General features: G+C 67.3%; 20 protein-coding genes. 6 read left to right on the top strand and 14 right to left on the bottom strand.

Annotated elements, in window-relative coordinates; translation table 11 throughout:
- The first annotated feature begins 9 nt into the window (after positions 1-9).
- Complete coding sequence (locus tag AC1RLU_RS07070; RefSeq protein ID WP_492794678.1) at positions 10-900, top strand: LysR family transcriptional regulator; 891 nt, start codon at positions 10-12, stop codon at positions 898-900.
- 126 nt (positions 901-1,026) lie between these two features.
- On the opposite strand, the gene AC1RLU_RS07075 is transcribed toward AC1RLU_RS07070, so the two are convergent.
- Genes AC1RLU_RS07075 through AC1RLU_RS07105 form a run of 7 tightly spaced genes read right to left on the bottom strand, consistent with a single transcriptional unit; the run spans position 1,027 to position 9,692 of the window.
- Positions 1,027-2,163: a M24 family metallopeptidase gene (locus AC1RLU_RS07075; protein WP_492794680.1), complete on the bottom strand. Its 1,137-nt coding sequence runs from the start codon at positions 2,161-2,163 to the stop codon at positions 1,027-1,029.
- Positions 2,160-3,380, bottom strand: coding sequence for a M20 family metallopeptidase (locus AC1RLU_RS07080; protein ID WP_061963480.1), 1,221 nt, complete (start codon positions 3,378-3,380; stop codon positions 2,160-2,162). The genes AC1RLU_RS07075 and AC1RLU_RS07080 overlap by 4 nt, the downstream gene beginning before the upstream one ends.
- Positions 3,381-3,397: 17 nt before the next feature.
- Complete coding sequence (locus AC1RLU_RS07085) at positions 3,398-5,017, bottom strand: dipeptide ABC transporter ATP-binding protein (RefSeq protein ID WP_492794682.1); 1,620 nt, start codon at positions 5,015-5,017, stop codon at positions 3,398-3,400.
- Positions 5,018-5,020: 3 nt separating this feature from the next.
- Positions 5,021-5,845, bottom strand: a complete 825-nt coding sequence (locus AC1RLU_RS07090) for an ABC transporter permease (protein WP_091855338.1) — start codon at positions 5,843-5,845, stop codon at positions 5,021-5,023.
- Complete coding sequence (locus AC1RLU_RS07095) at positions 5,838-6,785, bottom strand: ABC transporter permease (protein WP_492794684.1); 948 nt, start codon at positions 6,783-6,785, stop codon at positions 5,838-5,840. The genes AC1RLU_RS07090 and AC1RLU_RS07095 overlap by 8 nt, the downstream gene beginning before the upstream one ends.
- A gap of 19 nt (positions 6,786-6,804) precedes the next feature.
- Positions 6,805-8,358, bottom strand: a complete 1,554-nt coding sequence (locus AC1RLU_RS07100; protein WP_142115401.1) for an ABC transporter substrate-binding protein — start codon at positions 8,356-8,358, stop codon at positions 6,805-6,807.
- 11 nt (positions 8,359-8,369) lie between these two features.
- Complete coding sequence (locus tag AC1RLU_RS07105; protein ID WP_492794687.1) at positions 8,370-9,692, bottom strand: M20 family metallopeptidase; 1,323 nt, start codon at positions 9,690-9,692, stop codon at positions 8,370-8,372.
- A 135-nt stretch (positions 9,693-9,827) separates the two neighbouring features.
- On the opposite strand from AC1RLU_RS07105, the gene AC1RLU_RS07110 reads away from it, so the two are divergent.
- A complete protein-coding gene (locus AC1RLU_RS07110) occupies positions 9,828-10,640 on the top strand; it encodes a GntR family transcriptional regulator (protein WP_492794689.1) in 813 nt (270 codons plus the stop codon).
- A gap of 51 nt (positions 10,641-10,691) precedes the next feature.
- Here AC1RLU_RS07110 and AC1RLU_RS07115 read toward each other — a convergent pair whose 3' ends face one another.
- From AC1RLU_RS07115 to dapA, 7 genes are all read right to left on the bottom strand, one after another.
- Positions 10,692-11,060: a GNAT family N-acetyltransferase gene (locus AC1RLU_RS07115; RefSeq protein WP_492795234.1), complete on the bottom strand. Its 369-nt coding sequence runs from the start codon at positions 11,058-11,060 to the stop codon at positions 10,692-10,694.
- 74 nt (positions 11,061-11,134) lie between these two features.
- Positions 11,135-12,304, bottom strand: a complete 1,170-nt coding sequence (locus tag AC1RLU_RS07120; RefSeq protein ID WP_492794690.1) for an alpha-hydroxy acid oxidase — start codon at positions 12,302-12,304, stop codon at positions 11,135-11,137.
- A gap of 53 nt (positions 12,305-12,357) precedes the next feature.
- Positions 12,358-13,119: an amino acid ABC transporter ATP-binding protein gene (locus tag AC1RLU_RS07125; protein ID WP_492794691.1), complete on the bottom strand. Its 762-nt coding sequence runs from the start codon at positions 13,117-13,119 to the stop codon at positions 12,358-12,360.
- Between the two features lie 10 nt (positions 13,120-13,129).
- Complete coding sequence (locus tag AC1RLU_RS07130; protein WP_454032689.1) at positions 13,130-13,795, bottom strand: amino acid ABC transporter permease; 666 nt, start codon at positions 13,793-13,795, stop codon at positions 13,130-13,132.
- A gap of 102 nt (positions 13,796-13,897) precedes the next feature.
- Positions 13,898-14,746, bottom strand: a complete 849-nt coding sequence (locus AC1RLU_RS07135; RefSeq protein WP_492794693.1) for a transporter substrate-binding domain-containing protein — start codon at positions 14,744-14,746, stop codon at positions 13,898-13,900.
- Positions 14,747-14,872: 126 nt separating this feature from the next.
- A complete protein-coding gene (locus AC1RLU_RS07140; RefSeq protein WP_492794694.1) occupies positions 14,873-16,297 on the bottom strand; it encodes an FAD-binding oxidoreductase in 1,425 nt (474 codons plus the stop codon).
- Positions 16,298-16,308: 11 nt separating this feature from the next.
- A complete protein-coding gene (gene dapA, locus AC1RLU_RS07145; RefSeq protein ID WP_492794696.1) occupies positions 16,309-17,208 on the bottom strand; it encodes a 4-hydroxy-tetrahydrodipicolinate synthase in 900 nt (299 codons plus the stop codon).
- A gap of 237 nt (positions 17,209-17,445) precedes the next feature.
- On the opposite strand from dapA, the gene AC1RLU_RS07150 reads away from it, so the two are divergent.
- From AC1RLU_RS07150 to AC1RLU_RS07165, 4 genes are all read left to right on the top strand, one after another.
- Positions 17,446-18,087: a helix-turn-helix domain-containing protein gene (locus AC1RLU_RS07150; protein WP_492794697.1), complete on the top strand. Its 642-nt coding sequence runs from the start codon at positions 17,446-17,448 to the stop codon at positions 18,085-18,087.
- Between the two features lie 148 nt (positions 18,088-18,235).
- Positions 18,236-19,396, top strand: a complete 1,161-nt coding sequence (locus tag AC1RLU_RS07155; protein ID WP_492794698.1) for an ABC transporter ATP-binding protein — start codon at positions 18,236-18,238, stop codon at positions 19,394-19,396.
- The gene (locus AC1RLU_RS07160; RefSeq protein ID WP_492794700.1) at positions 19,393-20,268 is read left to right on the top strand and encodes an ABC transporter permease; all 876 of its coding nucleotides are present in this window, start codon (positions 19,393-19,395) and stop codon (positions 20,266-20,268) included. Before AC1RLU_RS07155 ends, AC1RLU_RS07160 begins: the two co-directional genes overlap by 4 nt.
- On the top strand, positions 20,265-21,089 hold the full coding sequence (locus AC1RLU_RS07165) for an ABC transporter permease (RefSeq protein ID WP_492794702.1): 825 nt from the start codon (positions 20,265-20,267) through the stop codon (positions 21,087-21,089). Before AC1RLU_RS07160 ends, AC1RLU_RS07165 begins: the two co-directional genes overlap by 4 nt.
- Positions 21,090-21,123 lie beyond the last annotated feature (34 nt).

The raw sequence follows: 21,123 nt of genomic DNA on the forward strand, positions 1-21,123 counted from the left end.
CTTTTTCCTATGGATGTCAGCTTCCGTCAAATCAAGGCTTTCGTGGCCGTCGCGCGATTGAACAGCTTCACGCGCGCAGCTGCGTTGCTGCATGTCGCCCAGCCGACCTTGACGGTGCAGATCCGGAAGCTCGAGGAGGCGCTGTCGGTCCGGCTGTTCGAGCGGACGTCGCGGTCGGTCACACTGACCCAGACCGGGCGCGACCTGCTGCCGGTTCTGGCGCGTCTGGTCCAGGACCTGGATGGCGTGATCGGCGACGTCCGCAACCAGGGAACCGGCTATCAGGGCCTGGTCAGGATCGCCGCGCTGCCGACCGCCGCCGCAGGCCTGCTGCCCCGAGCCATCAAGTCATTCCGCACGGTCCATCCCGGAGCCGACTTCCGTATCCGGGATGTCATCGCACGCCGCATCCTGTCGCTGGTCGAGGCGGAGGAGGTCGATCTCGGGATCACCGGCGGTCCGGCGAACACAGGTAATGTCGACGTGCTGCTGGCTTTCGAAGACAGCATGCATGTCGTCTTCCCCCACGCCCACCCGCTTGCGGAGGCGCAAGCGGTGACGCCTGACCTGCTCCTGCTCTACCCGCTGATCATGATGGACCCCGATACGAGCGTCCGGGCCGTGGTGGAGACGGGCTTCCACGCCGCCGGCCTGATCCCGACGGCGGCGGGGGAAGCGACCTACATGATGACGGCGGCCGGGATGGTGCAGGCCGGGCTGGGCATCACCTTCCTGCCTTCCTCGGCAAAGGAGATCGATGCATTTCCCAACCTGCGCTCGCGCCCGATAGAGGCCGTCGGCTTCGTCAGGCAGATCAGCCTCGTCAAGAAAAGCGGCAGGCCGCTGCCTTCGCTACCGGCCCTGTTCGCGCGCCATCTGCGCGAGATGATCGGTGCCTGATCGCGAGCGTCGCAAGAGCCGTCATTCCAACGGCACCCGGCCAGTGTCGCAGCGGGCGATCGCTCACCAAGGCAGCTTGGCCGCCTCGGCACGAAGCGCCACGACCCGAGACTGGATCAGCACGACCTACCGCGAGCCGGCCGAAAGCAGCGCGCGCGGCGCCGATGTCAGGCGTCGCCCACCGCCCGCCTCCACGACAACGGTCTCGCTGAAGCCCAGGCCACCTGCCGACACATACATGTGAAAGACCATGCCCTCCTCGAGCTGCCAGCGCGCGTTCGGCAGGAAGACGCGGGAGAAGTCGCTGGTGCGCGGCGTGCGGCCATACAGACCGAGCGCATATCCGGTGACGTTGTCATAGACCGGGCGCAAGCCCTCCGCGAGCACGGCGCCGCGCAGGATCGCATCGACCTCGCAGGCCAGAGCGCCTGGCCGCATCGCCGCAATCTGCCGATCCTGCAAGGCGACGAGACGCGCGGCGAGCGGCGACAACCCGCGCCGGTCCGCCCCGATCAGCACCGGCCGCATCAGCCGCGCACCGTAGTTGCGACGCTTCGGGATCAGCTCGACATGCAGGATGTCGCCTTCGGCCAGCGGCTGGGCCGTCATCACGCCATGAAGAAACTCGTGATCGCCGACGCCCGGCACGATGGGGCCGGTCTCGCCGGTATCGGCTCCGTTCTCCAGGAAACAGGCGGCTGCGACCGCAGCCGCGGCACGCGGCGAGATTCCCGGCAGGGCCTTCGCGGCAATGGCCGCCATCGCCTTGTCGGCGATTGCCGCCGCCTCTGCGATCAGGGCGATCTCGGCCGGCGACTTCACCGCCCGCAACAGATCGCTCGCACGCGGCAGGTCGACGAAGCGCGCATCGGGCAGGAGCGCGGCGAGGCGCTCGCGCGTCGCCGCAGTGAAACCGTAGGAGGCGTGGTCGGCGCCGATCCGAGCCTGCGCGAAACCGCGCCGGCGGATCTCGTCGGTCATGGCCTGATGCGGCTCCGATGTATCCGCGAAGCCGACGATATCCCCGAACCAGCAGGCATCCCGGCACGGGCCGGCGTCGAGGTCGCGCAGCACGAACCAGGGCTCGCCCTCCCTTGGCAGGAAGGCGGCCCGGTACATCGTCTCGGAGACCGTGTAGCCGGTCAGCCATGCCAGGAACTCGGCATGGTCGACGAGCAGCAGTTCGGCACCCGCCTCCGTCATCGCCGCGCGGGCCTTGGCGACCCGCCTTGCGAACTCCTCGGGCGGAAAGAGCAGGCTCACGCGACTTCGCAGATATCGAGGATGGTCAGCAGGTAGATGCGGACCATGTCCAGGAAGTCGCGGATATCGACGCGCTCGTCGGGCATGGTGTTGTAGCGCCCGCCCGGCCCGCAGACGATGCCCTCCATCCCGGCCTCGGCATAGAGATGGCCGGCATCGGTGCCGAAGAAGCCCGGCGGCTTGATCGCGCCCGTCGGCTGCTTCTCGCCGCGCACCGCCTCGTAGGCCGCATTGACGGTCTTGACGATGCGGGCGTCCTTGGCGACCTCGAAGGCCGGCATCGACTGATGTCCTTCCTTCTTCTCCACGCGAATGGAGGTCTTCAATCCCGGGAAGCGCTGCTCCAGCCCGGCGAGTTCGCGCTGCATGTCGGCGAGCGCGCCCTCCTGCGTCTGCCCGGGCGCGAAGCGGCCTGAGCCCTTGAGCTTGCAGTAATCCGCCACCTGCGGCGCGCGCCATTCATGCAATTCCTTGCCGAGCGCGCCGTGAACGACGCCGACATGGACGCGGTTGATCGATTCATGCTCGGCCGACGGCGCGCCCGAGAACGTCATGGCGTTGAGCCGCGGGATCAGGTCGCAGGCTGCCATGATCGCGTCGACCGCCTGCTCGCGCTTGGAGAGATGGCGGGTGTTGCCGGTGAGTTCGATGATGAAGGAGAAGGCGCAGGCGTGCATGGTGACGGCCTGCAGGTCGGTCGGCTCGCTGTTGACGAAGTAGTCGGCGCGGATGCCGTTGCGGATCGCCGCGACCGTGCCGACGCCGCCCTGCAATTCGCCGACGACGAAGGTCAGGATGACATCACCCTTCAGCTTCACGCCGGCGTCGATCAGCGTCTTGACCGCGCAGTAATAGGCCGCGTCGCCCGCCTTCATGTTGGAGACGCCGATGCCGTAGATGAACTCGTCGTCGACCACGCCGCCCCAGGGATCGACGGTCCAGCCCTCGGTCGCCGGATTGGTGTCGAGATGGCCGTTGAACAGCAGGCTCTTGCCGCCGCCCGTGCCCTTCCAGCGGCCGATGGCGTTGGCGCGCCGGCCCTCGTCGAAGGCCTGCGCCTCCGCCTCGATGCCCATCGCCTTCATCTGGCCGACGACATGGTGGACGAGCGCCTTCTCGCCCTCGGTCTCCGAATAGCTCTTGTGCTTCACCCAGTCGGAAAGGAGCGCGAGGCAGGCTTTCTCGTCGAGCGAATGGATCAGGTCGCGGGGATTCATGCGTATGGCCTCGAATGTCAGGCGGCCGTGGCCGGGGCGGGCACGGCTTCGAGCAGGGATTGGGTGTAGGGGTGGAGGGGGCCGGTCGAGAGCGCGGCGATATCGACGAGATCGACGAGGTCGCCGCGATACATCACCGCGATCCGGTGGGCGATCTGGCGCACCAGATTGAGATCGTGGGTGATGAATAGATAGGCCGTGCCGAAGCGCTTCTGCAGATCGACCAGAAGCTCGACGACCGAGGCCTGCACGGAGACGTCGAGCGCCGAGGTGATCTCGTCGCAGATCACGAGCCTGGGCTTGGAGGCGAAGGCGCGCGCAATGGCGACGCGCTGCTTCTCGCCGCCGGACAACTGATGCGGATAGCGCTCGGCGTAAGCCGCCGGCAGCCTGACCTGCTCCAGCAATTCGCCGATCGCAGCCGCGTCCCGGCGAGCGCCCGGCTCGCCATAGAGCGCGAGCGGCCGCGACAGGATCTCCCGGATGCGCTGGCGCGGATTCAGCGAGGAATCTGGGTGCTGGAAGATGATCTGGACATCGCGGCGATAGGCCCGGTCCATATCGCCGAGACCGGTGATCCGGCGGCCGGCGAAGCGGATCTCGCCCTCGAAGCGGTTGAGCCCCGTCATCGCCTTGGCGAGCGTCGACTTGCCCGAGCCGGACTCGCCGACGATGCCCAGGATTTCTCCGGGCATTACCGACAGGCTGACCTCCCGGTTGCCCGTGAACTGTGTGTTGGCGCGACCGAGCAGAGCCCCGAGGAAGGGCTTGCGGCCATAGAGCACGCTGACCTTCTCGACCTCGACCAGGGGCTTCGTTGCTTCGGGCGCGCTCGTCTCGACCAATCGGCGGTCCGGCCGCGGCACGGCAGCGAGCAGCTTGCGGGTATAGGCATCCTGCGGCCGGGCGAAGACGTCACCGAGCGCCCCCTCCTCGACGATCCGGCCGCGATGGATCACCGCGACCTTCGTGGCGATCTGCGAGACCAGCGCGAGATCATGCGAAATGTAGAGCGAGGCGACGCCGGTCTCGGCCTGCAGCTCCTTGAAGAGGTCGAGAATCTGCCTTGCCGTGATCACGTCGAGCGCGGTCGTCGGCTCGTCGAAGATGATGCATTCCGGCTGGCAGGCGAAGGCGGTGGCGATGACCACGCGCTGCTTCTCGCCACCCGATGCCTCATGGGGGTAGCGCCGCATCATCTGCTTCGGGATCTTCAGGCCGACACGGGCGAGCCGTTCCTCGCCCTCGGCCCAGGCCTGTTTCCGGGTCAGGCCACGATGGCGCACCAGCACTTCGGCGAGCTGCTCGCCGAGCGACAGGGTCGGGTTGAGCGAGGTGCTCGGATCCTGGAAGACCATGCCGATGCGCTTGCCGCGGATCGCCTCGATCTCGGCTTCCGAAGCCTTGAGCAGGTCCTGCCCGGTCAGGCGGATGCTGCCTGTCTCGCGGGCAGTCGCCGGCAGATAGCGCATGATCGCCCAGGCGAGTGAGGTCTTGCCGGAGCCGGATTCGCCGACGAGGCCGAGCACCTCGCCCTTGGCGACCTGGAGCGTCACGTCGTCGAGGGCGCGCATGAAGCCGGTCGGCGTCGCGTAGTCGAGACCGTAGCCGGCGATGTCGAGGATCGTTTCGCTCATCGCTCAGGTCCTCGGGTTCAGCGCATCGCGCAGGCCGTCGCCGAGCAGGTTGAAGCCGATCGCGACCAGCGCGATGGCAAGGCTAGGCCACAGGATCATCCAGGCGCTCAGATGCATGAAGCGGCGGGCCTCCGAGACCATCAGCCCCCATTCGGACGCCGGCGGCTGGGCGCCCAGCCCAAGGAAGGAGAGCGTCGCGAACAGCATCACCGCGAAGGCGACGCGGATCGTCATCTCGACGATGATCGGTGCCACCACGTTTGGCAGCATCTCGCGCCCGACGATGAAGGCCGCACTTTCGCCCCGCGCCACCGCGGCATTGACATAATCTTGCTTGCGCACGGACAGCGCGACCGAGCGCGTCACCCGCGCCATGCCCGGCGCGAAGGCGAGCGCGATAGCGAGCAGCGCGTTGAGGCTGCTCTTGCCGAGCAGGTTCACGATCAGGAGCGCCAGCAGCAGGCTCGGGATCGACATGATCGCATCGACCGTGCGCATGATCGCTTCGTCGCTGCGCCCGCCGAGGAAGGCCGAGACGGTGCCGATCACGGCGCCGACCAGTGTGCCCAGCGCCGTCGCCAGCACCGCCATGACGACGGTCGCGCGGGCGCCATGCAGCAGGCGGCTGAGGATGTCGCGGCCATACTGGTCGGTGCCGAGCCAGAACTGGGCGCTCGGCGGCTTGTAGCGCATCAGCGGCGCCATCTTCTCGGGGTCCTGCGGCGCGACCCAGGGTCCGGCGATCACGACGAGCAGGATCAACCCGACGATCACGAGGCCGAGCGCGCCTTGCGGCGAGCGCAGCATGCGCCTGAGGATCTCAATCATACTGGATCCTCCGGTCGAGCCAGGCGTAAGCGATGTCGGCGAGGAAATTGGCGACGGCATATGTCGTCGCCATGATCAGCGCGCCGGCCTGGATCGAGGGCAGGTCGCGCGCCTGGATCGCGACGATGAGCTGCCGGCCGATGCCCGGCAGCGCGAAGATCTCCTCGACCACGATGACGCCGCCGAGCAGATAGCCGACATCGAGCGCGACGATCGTGATCGTCGGCAGCAGTGCGTTGCGCAGGCCATGCTTGAACAGCACCTGCCGCTTCGACAGCCCTTTCAGACGTGCGGCGCGGATATAATCGGAGTGCAGCACGTCGACGAGTTCGGAGCGCACCATGCGCGAGACATGCGCGATCAGGATCATCGAGACCGTCAGCACCGGCAGGACGAGATGCTTCAAGCCGCGCAACGGGTCCTCCGTCAGCGGCACGTAGCCCGTCGCCGGCAGCCATTGCAGCCAGTCGGCTAGGACGAGCACGACCAGCGTCGCCGTGACGAATTCCGGCACCGAAACGCCGACATAGGACAGGAAGCTGACGCCGAGATCGGCCGCCCTGCCCCTTCTCACCGCCGCGACAATGCCGAGCGGGATTGCGACGGCCAGCATCAGCAGGATCGAGAACAGGGCGAGCAGCAGCGAGCGGCCGAGCGCCTCGATCATCGCCGGCGCGACCGGCTGGCCGGTGCGCATCGAGACGCCGAAATCGCCGCGGACGACACCGCCGAGCCAGTGCAGATACTGCATCCAGATGGGGTCGTTCAGCCCCATCTTGGTCCGCAGCGCCGCCAGCGCATCAGGCGTCGCGTTCTCGCCCAGCATCATCACGGCAGCGTCCGCCGGCAAGACCTGGGTGATCGCGAAGACGATCAGCGACACGACGAGCAGCGTGTAGCCGATCAGCAGGATCCGCTTGAGGATATAGGCCGGCGACACGCTGGCTCGCCCCGCTTGCTCAGCTACGCTTCGGCGCGTTGGCGCCGAGCGAGACATGGTCGAGCCGGAACACGGCACCGCGCGGATGTAGCTGATAGCCCTCGACCCATTCGCGCTGGGCGCCGAGCAGGTCGAAGAAGGCCGGGATGATCGAGGGCACCTCGGCATTCATCAGCTTCTGTGCCTCGGCATAGAGCGCACGGCGCTTGGTCTCGTCGACGGTCGCCCGTGCCTCGAAGACGACCTTGTCGAAGGCCGCATTGTTCCAGCGCGTCTCGTTCCAGGCGGCGTTCGAGGTGTAGAGCAGCGAGAAGATGGCGTCGGCCGTCGCCTGCATGTTGTAGAAGCCGACATAGAAGGAGCCCTTCTTCCAGACCTGATCGAGATAGGTCGCATGCGGCATGGTCTCGACCTTGATGTCGAAGCCGGCGGGCTTGGCCATTTCGCGCAGGGCGACGGCGAGCTGGGTGCGCTGGCCCGGCCGGTCGGAGGCGATCAGCGTCGCCTCGAGCCCCTTGGGATAGCCGGCTTCCGCGAGCAGCGCCTTGGCCTTGGCGATGTCGGCCTTCTTGGCCGGCAGGTCGGCATAGAAGCGATAGGCCGGGTTGAGCGGCGTATCGTTGCCGGGCGAGCCGAAGCCCTCGGTGACGAAATCGACCATGGCGGCGCGGTCGACGGTGAGAGCCAGCGCCTGGCGCACGCGCACATCGTTGAAGGGCTTCTGGTCGCAGCCGAAATTGACGTTGCAGAACTGGCCCGACGGCACGCGCAGCGCCTTGACGCCGCTCGCCTTCTGCAGGCGGCCGAATTCGGTCGGCGGGGTCGTGCTGATCAGGTCGGTATCGCCAGCGATGAGCGCGGACGCCTCGGCGCTGACATCCGGGAAGACGAGGATCTCGATCCGATCGAGATAGGGCCGGGCCTTGTCGTAATAGGCGTCGTTGCGGGCGACGACGATCTGCCGCTCCGGCTCGAAGGAGACGAGCTTGAACGGGCCCGTGCCGACGGCTTCGCGGTCGAGCTTCTGGAGGCCACCCTTGATGACCGCGGCCGGCACGATCTTGGCGTTGGTGTAGGCGAGCGTCACCGGCAGGTCGGCGAAGGGAGCCGAGAGGCTGAAGACAACGGTGGCATCGTCCTTCGCCACGACCTTGGCGATCGGGCCGACATTCTGGCGGGCCGGCGAAGCGGTCTTGGCGTCGAGGATGGCCTCGAAGGTCGCAACGACATCGGCCGCCGTGCAAGGCGAGCCGTCATGGAAGCTCAGGCCCTTGCGTAGGGCGAAGGTCCACTCGGTCAGGTCAGCGGAATTCGTCCAGGATTCAGCGAGATCGGGCTCGGCGCTCATGTCGGGCTTGAGCCGGGTCAGGTTGGAGTAGAGCAGTTCGGCGACGAGATATTCCGGGTTCACGCGGGTCACGAGCGGATTGAGCTTGGAAACCGCCTGGTCGACGCTGACGCGCAGCGTGCCGCCCCGGCGCGGCGTCTGCGCGAAGGCCGGAACGCCGGACAGGGCGAGGCCGCTGAGAGCGGCGGAAGCGGCGAGGAAATCGCGACGATGGATGCTCGGCATGGAACGCTCCTTCAGCTCTTGGGGGATAGATCGGGGTTGATGTCGGGCCTGAAATCGGCGGCGAGATAGGACAGTACCGCCTGCGCCAGCGAGACGATGTCCGGCACCGTGGTGTATTCGCCCGGCGAGTGGATGTTGCGGTCGGGCCGGCCGAGCCCGCCGAGCAGCACCTCCTGCCGGCCGGTCGCGCGCTGGACCCAGCCGAAATCGGAGCAGCTCGCCGCGCCCCATTTGCGGAAGTCCTCCGGCGCATAGCCGAAGCCCTGCCCCATCGCGGCCTGCCAGCGCGGCCAATGCGGCCCGGCCGGGTCGGCGGTCGGCATCAGATGCCCGACCAGCGCCGTCTCGACCGAAAGGCCCGGCACGGCGGCGGTGCTGCGGCGGATCACCGCCTCGATCTCGGCCAGAGCCTCCTCGAAGCGCTCCTCCGGGGCATAGCGCCGGTTGAGCGTCAGCTCGACAAGGGCCGGAACCTGCCCGCCGGCCGTGCCGCCCTGGATCGCGGCGAGGTTGAGCTGGGCTGCAAGCGGCGGCTTGCCGGGCGGCGGCGGCAGGGCCGAGACACGGGTTGCGATCTGCGCCTTCAGCTCCGTCAGCGCGTTGAGCAGGGGTAGCGCGCCGTCGATCGCGTTGAGGCCGGAGCCCTTGCGGTTGCCTTCACCGGCATGGACGGCCTGGCCATGGATGCGGACGAGCAGATTGAACAGGCCGAAGCAGCCGGCCCAGACCCGCGCCTCGGCGCTGCCGTTGAAGTTGAGGATGTGCTCGGGAAGGCGGCCCTGCTCGGCGAGATAGCGGATGCCGGGATAGAGGCCGCCCTCCTCGTCGGTGCAGAACAGCAGCATCGGATCGTAGGCGAGTTCGACGCCGCAGGTCCGGGCCGCGCGCAACGCCAGCAGGATCGCGGCGACGCAACCCTTCATGTCGGCTGCGCCCAGGCCGATCAGGCGATCGCCGTCGCGCTCCATGCGCAGCGGATCGGTTTTCCAGCCCGCCGCGGCCGGCACGGTGTCGACATGGAAATAAAGGCCGCAGGCCGGCTTCCCGCCGGCGCGGCTGGCGATCAGGTTCGTGCGCGGGCCTGCCGCCGGTCCATTCGGCACCTTCCACAGGCTCTCGGGCACCGTGACCCGTTCGGCCTCGAAGCCGAGCGGGGCGACGAGTTCCTCCATCAGCCCGGCGAAATCATCATAGCCCAGGCCGGGCGGGAACGAGGTGTCGACCGCGATCATCCGGCCGAGCCCGGCGACCGCATCGTCGGCATTGGCGGCAATCCAGCCGCAGGCCTCCGCCAGCGGCGTCTCGTTTTGTCGGAGGGATACAGGCTCGACCATCGTTCAGCCCAGCGACGCCGCGCTTGTCCGGCGCCCGTACGATCTGCGATGGAGCAATCGAAATGCCGCTTCTGGCAATGCCATTTGCGGTCCCCTCTCTTTCATATAAACTATATAGAAATAGGACTCAGCGGCATGCCCCCTGTCAATGCCAAAAATGCGACGGCCGCTGCGATCGGAACGGGCAGCGATGCCAGAGCCACGGCGCCGACCCTGCCGAATTTCGGCGCCGGCGAAGCCGCGCCGCTCTATGAGCGCGTGAAGCGACACATGTCGGAAGCGATCCTGGTCGGCGAATGGCAGCCGGGGATGGTTCTTCCCAGCGAGACGTCCCTCGCCCAGGGCTTCGGCATCGCGGTCGGCACGGTGCGCCGCGCGATGAGCGATCTGGTGGCGGAGGGGCTGCTGACGCGCCGCCGCAAGACCGGCACGGTCGTGACCGGCCGGACGCCGCATCACAGCCTGCGCTTCTTCTTCCAGTATTTCCGCCTGCACCGGGCCGATGGCAGTCTCGTCCACTCGACCAGCCGGTTCCTGAGCGTCGAGGCCCTGCCCGCCACGCCGGCACAGGCGGAGGCGCTGCAGATCAGGGCCGGAGGCGTGATCAGGATTCGCCGCATTCGCCATGTCGATGGCCGCCCGGTGATGCACGACAGGATGGTCATGGCACAGGAACGGCTGCCGGACTGGCCGTGCGGCACCACCGACCTGCCGCCCCTGCTCTATCTCCACCTGCTGGAACGCTACGGTATCCGGATTTCCGCGGTTCGCGAACAGATCACCGCCGATCTCGCCGATGACGAGGATATCGCGCTACTCGAACTCGGCGGGCGTGAGGCCGTGCTGACGATCGACGAGGTCGCCTACGATCAGGCGGGCGTTCCCACCATCCTCGGATGGCACCGCGCGACGACGGCCGCTCACGCCTATGTCAACGAAGTCAGATAGGCCCGTGCCACATCCGGACGCGGGTTCGGCCCCAGCCTCCGGCTGGCCTCGCTAGCCGAGCGCCTGACTGGCGAGCGCGATGCGGCGCGGACCGCCCGGGATCGACGGCATGTAGGGGGCCCGTCCCAGCCCCATCGATGTGGCGCTGTCGTGGATCTGCATGCCGCTGGCGACGAGGAAGTTCGTGAAGGCGGTATTGCAGGCCGGCGTGTCGGCTCGCAGGAACCTGCCGGCGTGGGCCTCGACATAGGGGCGCGAGACCGCGACCGCGTCAGCCTCGGTCGCAGCGATGACCGGGCCGATGACGTGCCCGCCGATCATCGTCATGGCAAGGCCGCCGCGGGCCTTTTCCTCGTGATAGCGCTGATAGCGTTCGAGCTGCCGGAATGCCGGGAGAACAACCTCACGCTCTCCCAGGATGCAACGCCACTGCGCTTGCTTCGGCGTGCTGGCGCCGCCGGCATCCCGGAGCCCTCTTCAGGACGCGGGCGATCCTATCGAACGGCCGGAACGGCGTCGTGCAGCCCGGCCGGCCGCAATGTGCCCAGGAATCCCATCGTGGTCCTCAGTTCGGCCTCCAGCAGGTCGAGGATTCGCCCTGCCCCGTCGGCACCGCCGATCGCAAGGCCGAAGAGCGGGGCCCTTCCAACCATGACGCCTTTCGCCCCGAGCGCCAGGAAACGGGCAATATCGGCCCCGCGCCGCACGCCGCTATCCGCCAGGATCTCGATGCGATCGCCGACCGCGTCGACGATGCCCGGCAGCACCTCGGTCGGGCCGACGGCGCAATCCAGATTGCGGGCGCCATGGTTCGAGACGACGATGCCGTCGCAGCCGCAGGCAGCCGCCGCCATTGCATCGTCGGCGCGCAAGATGCCCTTGAGCACGAGCTTGCCGCGCCAGTGCCGGCGCAGCAGTTTCACGTCCTCCCAGGTCACGTCGCGGGCGAGCGCCAACTCTTCGGAGATCGCCTCGCGGCCGAGCTTCGTGCGGAAGGCTTCGGGATAATGTGCATAGGTCGGCACTCTGCCGGTCGCCAGGGTGCGCAGCATCACGCCGATGGCCCAGCGCGGATGCAGGACAACGTCGAGCCCGGCACGCCACGATGCCTTCAAGGGAATGCCGAAGCCGTTGCGGGCGTTGTATTCGCGGTTGGGTGCGACGGCGGTGTCGACGGTCAGCACCAGCGTCTCCGCGCCCGCCTCCCAGGCCCGGTCGAGCAGGCCGAGCATGCGCTGCCGGCTCTTCCAGACATAGAGCTGGAACCAGAGCCGCGCGTGGGATTCCGCGGCGATCCGCTCGATCGCGGTGATCGACTGCGTCGCGACGCAGAAGGGAATTCCGGCCCGGGCCGCTGCCCTGGCGAGCGCGATTTCCCCGTCATGCCAGACGAGGCCGGCCACGGCGGTCGGCGCGATGATCAGGGGCAGCGGCTGGTCCTGGCCGAGGATCTGCGCCTGCGTCGAAATATCCGAAACGTCGACCAGAACCTTGGGCGCGAGCCGGATCGCATCGAGCTGCCGTCGGTTCAGCGCGATCGCGGTCTCGTCCTCGCTGCCGCGGTCGACATAGGCGAACAGGCCGCGCGGGAGGCGTCGCGCCGCGGCGCGACGGGCATCGGCGACGTTGCGGATATGGGCAAAGGCAGGTCGCGTCGCGGTCATGGCAAGGGGCGGCTTTTTCCGAAACTCGGACCGGGCATGGCTGAGGCCGGGCCTCAGCCGCGATTGTGGAAATGGCTGAGGAAGGCCCGCGTCGCTTCGTGCTTCGGCTCGCCGATCACGTCGCGCGCCGGCCCCTCTTCGACGATGACGCCGTCGCGCATGAAGACGACGCGGTCGGCCACCTCGCGCGCGAAGCCGATTTCATGCGTCACGATGATCATCGTCATGCCCTCTGCGGCGAGGTCGCGCATGACGCCCAGCACCTCTCCCACGAGCTCGGGGTCGAGCGCCGAGGTCGCTTCGTCGAAGAGCATCACCTCCGGCTCCATGGCAAGCGCACGCGCGATGGCGACGCGCTGCTTTTGCCCGCCCGAGAGCTTGTTCGGGAAAACGTCGACCTTGTCGCTCAGGCCCACCTTGGCGAGCAGCCTGCGCGCCAGCGCCTCGGCGCCCCGCTTCGGCATCGCCTTCACCGAGACCGGGCCTTCCATGACATTCTGGACTACCGTCATGTGCGGAAAGAGATTGAAGTGCTGGAAGACCATGCCGGTGTTGGAGCGGAAGCGCGCCTGCTCACCGGTCGCCGGCAGCTTCGAGCCGTCGCCGAAGGAGAAGCTGTCCCGGCCGATCCGGACGCGCCCGCCATCGGGCATCACCAGCAGGTTGAGACAACGCAGCAGCGTCGACTTGCCGGAGCCGGATGGACCGATCAGCGCGACCACCTGGCCAGGCTCGACCGCGACATTGATATCGCGCAGCACGGTCAGGGCGCCGAAGCTCTTGCGCAGGCCGGAGACCTCGATCTTGTAGCTCATCGGCGCCTCCTCAATTGCTCTGGGCCAGGCGCTTTTCGGCCTGCTTGACGATCGCGGTCATGGGCAGCAGCACGATGACGTAGATCGCGGCGACGACGGTGTAGACCTCGAGCGCGCGATAGGTGTCCATCGCCGCCACCTGCCCCTGATAGAGCAGGTCGGGCACGGCAAGCACCGAGACGAGCGAGGTATTCTTGAACTGGATGATCGACTGGTTCATCAGCGGTGGGATCATCCGCTTGATCGCCTGCGGCAGCACGATGCGACGCATCACCCGCGCCGGCGTCATGCCCAGCGCCATGCCTGCTTCCGTCTGGCCGGGATCGATCGAGACGATGCCGCCGCGGATCACCTCGGCATAGAAGGAGCCGCCATAGAGCGTCAGCGTCACGATCGAGGCGGTCAGCGCGTCGAGTTTGATGCCGGTCACGATCGGCAGGGCGTAGTAGAACCAGAGCAGCAGCACGAGCAGCGGCGTCAGCCTGAACATCTCGATATAGGCCCAGGACAGCCAGCGCAGCACCGGCGAGCGCGAGAGCTGGGCGATGCCCGCGACGAGCCCGACGATGAGGCCGAGCACGATCACCGCGATCGTGATGGCGATCGTGACGCCGGTCCCGCTCAGGAAGATCCAGCGGTAGCTCCAGAGGATGTCGAAATTCCAAGTATAGGGCATGCCGACCCCCTGCAGCCGCCGCAGCGCGGCTGCGCGGGCAAAGCCGTTTGGAAATGAAACGAGGCTTCCCGCGACGGGGCGCGGGAAGCCGATGCGGTTGCGTCAGAGGGTGATGCCAGCCGGAATGTCTTCCGACTTCACGCCGACCTGCTCCAGGCTCTCGACCACCGCGCTGCGGACAAGGCCGAGCCCGCGTGCATAGCCGATCCAGGTGTTGACGAAGAACAGCCAGGTCTTGTCCACCTCGCGCCTGACCGCGGCGTTCGAGGTCGAACCGAAGAAGGGCTGCGGCACGATCACCTTGCCGAGGGCGGCATCGGCCTTCACCGCGCGCACGCCGCCCATCCAGAAGATGCACTGCGCGTCGGTGCGCCCGGTGCGCAGCGCCAGCATCGCCTCGTTGATGGTCTTGAACCGCGTGATCTGCGCCTTGGGGCAGAGCAGCGTGGCGATCTGGTCATGCGCCGAGCCGAGATCAACCGAGATCTTCACCTCCGGCTTGTTCATCTCGGCCCAGCTCTTGGGCTCGAAGCCGGGCCTGGCGACGACGACGAGCGCGCTGTCATAGGCCGGGTTCGAGAAATCGACCGCCATGGCGCGCTTCGGTGTCGGGTTGAGGCCGAACATGATGTCGATCTTGTCGGCCTGCAGATCGAGGACTGCATTGCCCCAGGTGGTCTCGACAAGTTCGAGCTCGACATCCATGTCCTTCGCCAGCGCGGCGCCGATCGTATAGAAGTGGCCGCTCCACTTGCCGCTGGCCGGGTCCTTGACGAACCACGGCGCACTCGACGTGACGGCGCCCAGCCGCAGTTTTTTGCCGGCGATGATGCGATCGAACGTGTTCTGCCCGGCGGCTTGCGCCTTGGCGCCGCCGGAAGCGAGCGTGATGGCGCCGGCGGCGACCGCGCCTGCACCGATGAGGCCTGCCAGATCCCTGCGTGTCGTCATGGTCTTCTCCCGGCTTTGCGAGGACGCGCCTCGTCCTGGTTGGTGAGGCAGGCATCCGCTTCCCCGGCGGATGTCCTTGACCCTGCGCCCCCTCACCGAAGGCCGCAGCGCATCCGTTTCGAGCGCTCACCTCGCCTTTGCGAGAAGGACGCCCGGATTCATCAAATTCTGCGGATCGAACAGCGCCTTGACCTTGCTCATCAGCTCGTAGCGCAGCGGGTCGGCGAGACGCTCCAGTTCTTCGGTGAGCTTGCGGCCGATACCGTGCTCGGCGCTGAAGGTGCCGCCGAACCGTGCCGCGACATCGTGGATCGCCCGCTCGACATCGAGCGCGAAGGCCTCGGCATCGGACAGCGCCGCCCAGAACTCGCGGGTGAACATCAGGATGTAATGCACATTGCCGTCGCCGAGATGGCAGACGACCTCGGTCAGCGCCTGCGGAAACATCTCCGCGGCGACCTTGTCGGCAGCGGCGATGAAGGGGGCGACATCCGACGAGCGCACCGCGACGTCATGCGTGATGCTCACGCCTTCCTTCTTGTTCGCTTCCGAGACCGAGTGGCGGATGTGCCAGAAATCGGCCGCCTGCTGCTCCGAGGTCGCGACGACCGCGTCAAGCACCTCGCCGGTCTCGAGCGCGGCGCCGACGACCTCTTCGAGGATGCCGGAAAGAGCCGTCGTCGCGTCCTCGCTGCCGAGCTCGATCAGCACCGACCAGGCGGGGATTTCCGCGAAGGGGAAGCGCGCCCGCTCCGCGTGCTTGCGGACCAGCTCGAACTGCGATGCCGAGACCAGCTCGAAGGCCTGGATGTAGGAGCCGGCCCGGTCCTGAAGCGCCGCCAGCAGCGCGACCGCAGGCGCCGGGTCAGCGACAGCGACCCAGGCATGGGCGGTGTTCGGGGTCTGCGGATGCAGCCGCAGGGCCGCGCCCGTGACGATGCCGAGCGAGCCTTCCGCGCCAATGAAGAGATGGCGCAGCATGTAGCCGGTATTGTCCTTGCGCAAAGCCGCGAGGTCGCTCAGCACGCGGCCGTCGGCCAGCACGACCTCAAGCCCGGCGACGAGATCGCGCATCGGCCCGTAGCGGACGACGCCGGTGCCGCCGGCATTGGTCGAGATCAACCCGCCGATCTGGGCGCTGCCCTCGCTGCCGAGATGCAGCGGGAACTGGCGGCCTGCCTGTGTCACTGCATCGTGGAGGTCGCCGAGAACCACACCGGCATCGACCGTGGCGATGCCGGTGGCGCGGTCGACGCCCCGGATGCGGTTCATGCGCCGCAGCGAGAGCATGATGCCGGGCTTGTCGGCCCGGCCGCTTTCCGGCACCGCACCAAAGCAGAGGCCGGTATTGCCGCCGACCGGAAAGACCGGCTGCTCCTGCGCGGCGCAAAGCGCGACGACGGCCGAAACCTCGGCCGTGGACGCGGGCTGGACGATGGCGAGCGCATGCCCGCGCCGGCGCTGGCGCCAGTCGACCAGCCACGGCTCCATCTCGGCCGGATCGGTGATCAGCCCCTTGTCGCCGACGATGCCGCGAAGCGCTTCGAGCACGGCCGCTCTCCTCAGGCGAGGCTGATGGCTTTGGCCTGCGCCGCAGCGACCTTGAGCTTGGCCATGGTCTGGTCGCTCGGCCCCTGCAGCGGCAACCGCACGCCACCAACCGGCATGCCGGCCAGCGCCATGTATTGCTTGAGCGGACCCGGATTGGTCTCGACATAGATCGAGTCGACGACCGGATCGATCCTGTCCTGCAGCTTCAACGCCTCCTTGAGCTTGCCCTGGCGGGCGAGCTCGAAGATCTCGATCCAGATCTTCGGATAGATCGTCGCCGAGGCCAGCACGCCGCCGCGCGCGCCGAGCGCGGTATGGGTCGCGAAGAGCGGCTCCTCTCCTGACAGGATCGCGATCTTTTCGCCGGCATATTTCACCGTGCGGATGAAGTCGGGCATGTCGTAGGAGGAATACTTCATGCCGATGATCGAGCCGTCCTCGGCCATCGCCTGGACGGTATCCGCAAAGGCGGAGACCGTCGTGCGGCGCGGAATCTGGTAAAGCATCACCGGCAGATCGAGCGCATCGCGATAACGCCGGAAATAGGCGCGCATGCCGTCCTGCGTTCCCGGCGCGTAATAGGGCGTCACGGTCATGACGGCGGCCGCACCGGCGGCCGCGAAGTCGCGGCCCGCTTCGAGCGCGTCCTCGAAGCCGGTCGAGAGCACGCCCGGAATGACCGGCTTGCCGCCGGCGGCTTCGACGCAGGCCGCGACGATCGTGCGGCGCTCGTCACGCGAGAATGCCGGATACTCGCCCGTGCCGCCGATCGGCACGATGCCGGCGGCGCCGGCCGCGAGCTGGAAGCGAACGAGTTGCTTCAGGCCCTCGACATCGACGGCTCCGTCGCCGGTCAGCGGGGTGACGATGGCCGTGTAGAGGCCGCTCAACTGGTCGTGCGCAAGTGTCATGCGAAGCATCCCTGCCGCCGAGGCGATCGCCACGCCCGACCCCTCGCCGAGCATGCGCGGTTCATTGCCGGCGCATCATTGAAGCGAAGCCTCCTGCACAACAGGAAGGCTGTCAACATAAAAATACATAAATGTCGTATCCGATAAATCCATGAACCAAACTGACCGGCTTGGCTTTTCATCATGCGGCGGGAGGACTAAGACAGAAACAAGCGAACCAGGCAGCGGAGAGGCAGCATGCCGGAACTTTCATGGGCTGAGCAGGGCGACGCGGCCGAGCCGCCCGAGCCCTCACGCGATGCCGAGGAGCCGAAAGGCGTCGATGTCGGCGCCCGCCTGCTGAAGCTGCGCAAGAGCCGCCGCCTGACGCTGCAGGACGTCAGCGCGCTCACCGGCGTCTCGGCTTCGGCCTTCTCGAAGATCGAACGCAACGAGCTTTCACCGACGATCTCGACGATGCAGCGCATCGCCCACGGGCTCGAAGTGGAGCTGGTGACGCTGCTATCCGCCGATCAGGATAGCGCGGCGTTCGGTTTTCCCGGCCGCCGCAGCATCAGCCGGGCCGGCAGCGGCAGCAAGCACGCCACCGGGACCTGCAATAACGTATTGCTGTGCGCCGACCTGAAGAATAAGCGCGCGACGCCGATCTTGACCACGGTGACGGCGCGCTCGCCGGACGAGTACGCGACCTGGGCGAAGTCGGACGCCGAGATCTTCGTGATGGTTCAGGAAGGGACGCTGATGGTTCACAGCCGCCTCTACGAACCGCTCGAACTCAACAAAGGCGATTCGGTCTATTACGACGCGACGACCGAACATACCTGGACATCGAAGGGGCCGACCAACGCCGTCGTGCTCTGGGTTCTCGTGGATCTCTGACGCCAGAAGACCGCAAGCCAGTCCCTGACCGGCCTCGCTTCAGCCGCGCCCGAATTTTGTGTCGTTTACGAAAAATTCTGTCGTTTCGGAATTTTACTCTTGCTACTGGAAAAATTCTTGGTTTAGCCTCTTCGCCAAGAGGGAAGCCATGACGCAAACGACGCCAAAGGCGCAGTCATCCATCACTTCGGGCGAGCCGGGCCTGCGGCTGCGCGATGTGCGCAAATCCTTCGGCAGCGTCGTCGCGCTCCAGCCCTCTTCCTTCGACGTTCCGGCCGGGACGCTTTGCGCCCTGCTCGGCCCCTCCGGCTGCGGCAAGACGACGACGCTTCGGATCGTCGCGGGCTTCGAACTGCCCGATGCGGGCCAGGTGCAGATCCGCGGCGAGGACCGGACCTACGATCCGCCTCAGCGTCGCAAGCTGGGCATGGTCTTCCAGAACTACAGCCTCTTCCCGCATATGACGGTGGCGCAGAACGTCGCCTTCGGGCTGCGCATGGCCCGGGTCAACCGGGCAGAGACCGAGACGCGCACGCGCCGGATGCTGGATATCGTGCACCTGCCGCAGCATGCGGATCGCTATCCGCATCAACTGTCGGGTGGCCAGCAGCAGCGTGTGGCGCTCGCCCGCTCGCTGGTGACCGAGCCCTCCATGCTGCTGCTCGACGAGCCGCTGGGCGCGCTCGACAAGAACCTGCGCGAGCAGATGCAGTTCGAGATCCGCCAGCTCCAGCGCGAGATCGGCATCACCACGCTGCTGGTCACCCATGACCAGGAAGAGGCGCTCACCATGAGCGACATGATCGTGGTGATGGACCGCGGGGCGATCCTGCAGACGGGCTCGCCGACGGAGGTCTACGAGCATCCGCGCACCCGCTTCGTCTCGGAATTCCTCGGCACGTCCAACATCATGGCCTGTACCGTCATGGGCCCGGACGCCGGCGGATTGCGGCTCCGGCTTCCCGGCGACGATGGCGGCCCCGGCTTCGCCGTCGCCGACGCGGCAGGCCGCCCGGCCGGGGCAACGGCCCTCGTCGCCATCCGGCCGGAGCATCTGCGCATCGTGCCGGCGGCGGAGGCGCCTGCGGATGCGCCGCGCGCAACGGTCTCCGGCCATGTCTTCCGCGGCGCCACCCATGTCTTCCAGCTGCAGCGCCCGGGGCTCGACCGGCCGCTGATCGCCTATCGCCAGATCACCGGCCCCGTCGGCGAGACGGCGCTGCCGGTCGGGGCCGAGGTCGCCCTCTCCTGGCAGCCGGGCACGGCGCGCCTGCTCGAGGATGAGCCCCGGCGGGAGGGCGCGGCGTGAGCGCCGCCGCCGCACCGGTCCGGCGCCGTCGTCGCTCGCTTGGCGCCGGCCTCTGGCCCGTACTGCCGGCGGTCCTCTTCCTGCTGCTGTTCTTCCTGCTGCCACTGGTGGAGAACGGCCTCCACAGCCTCTACGTCCCGGACGCCACCGGCAAGCCGGCCCTGTCGCTCGGCTACTACGTGAAGCTCTTCACCGACGGCTATTATCTCGGCGTGCTCGCCCGCACGATCTGGGTGAGCCTGCTCGCCACGGTGATCTGCGTCCTGATCGGCTATCCCGTCGCCTATTTCATGGTCCGCCATGCCGGGCGCTGGAATGGCGTGATGATCTTTCTTCTGGTCGCGCCGCTGCTGACCTCGATCATCATGCGCACCTTCGGCTGGAACGTGATCCTCGCCCGCAACGGCGTGCTCAACAACACGCTGCAGTCGCTCGGATTGATCGAGCGCCCGCTGCGGCTGCTCCAGGACCCCTCCGCGGTCACGATCGGGCTTGTCCATGTCCTGGTGCCGTTCATGGTGATCTCGATCGCCGCGGTGCTGAAGGGCATCGATACGAGGCTGGAAGAGGCGGCGGAGCTGCTCGGCGCCAGCCGCTGGCGCACCTTCCGCGAGATCACCCTGCCACTCAGCATCGATGGTATCGCGACCGGCGCCATCGTCGTCTTCATGCTGGCCAATGGCAGTTTTCTGACGATGCTGCTGCTCGGCGGCGGCAGCGTCGTGACCCTGCCGCTGCTGATCTACCAGCAGTTCCTGCTCGTCCAGAATCTCGGCTTCGCCGCAGCGATGGGCAATGTGCTGCTGGTGCTCGCGGTGATCTCGCTGTTCCTGCAACTGCGCCTGATCCGGCGGGACGGAGGTGCGCCATGACCGCGATCGCCCAGTGGCGCCGGTTCGAACGGCGCCTGCCGGCACTGCTGCTGCTGGCCTTCGTCCTGCTCTTCTTCGCCTTCCTGCTGGCGCCGATCGTCTTCGTCGTGCTGGTTTCCTTCGCGGATTCCGAGATCGTCGCCTTTCCGATCACGTCCTATTCGCTGCGCTGGTACCACCGGCTGCTCGAATACCGGCCGCTGCTCGACTCGCTCTGGTTCAGCCTGAAGCTCGCCGGCGCCTCCGCCGCCCTCGCCGCGCTCTTCGGCGTGCCGGCCGCGCTCGCCCTGGCGCGCAGCCGCTCGGGCCTCGCCGACCTGGTCTCGACCTTCCTGCTGGCGCCGCTCTCGATCCCGATGATCCTGCTGGGCATCGCGCTGCTCTACAAGCTGTCGGCGATCGGGCTCGGCATCTCCTTCGCCTCGCTGCTGATCGCGCACACGGTCGTCTCGATCCCCTATGTCGTGCGGACGGTCGTCGCCGTCTATCGCGGCATCGGCCGCAATTACGAGGAGGCGGCCGCGATCCTCGGCGCGTCGCGCCGCCAGATCTTCACCTATGTGACGCTGCCGCTGATCGGCTCCGGCATCTTCAGCGGCATGCTCTTCGCCGTGCTGATCTCGCTCGACAACCTGTCGCTCTCGCTCTTCTTCGGCAGCGCCCAGACCAGCACCCTGCCCGTGGTGATGCTGAGCTATCTGCAGAACCAGTTCGACCCCGCCATCGCCGCGATCGGAACGGTGCAGATGGCGATCGCGCTCGTCGTTCTGCTGCTGATCGAGCGCACCATCGGCCTGAAATTCATGAGTTCGCCGTCGTGACGAAGAGCCTCGCCGCGCAACATTCATAAAAGGG

It is taken from the genome of Allobosea sp. GW822-FHT05A11 (genome assembly GCF_058800455.1).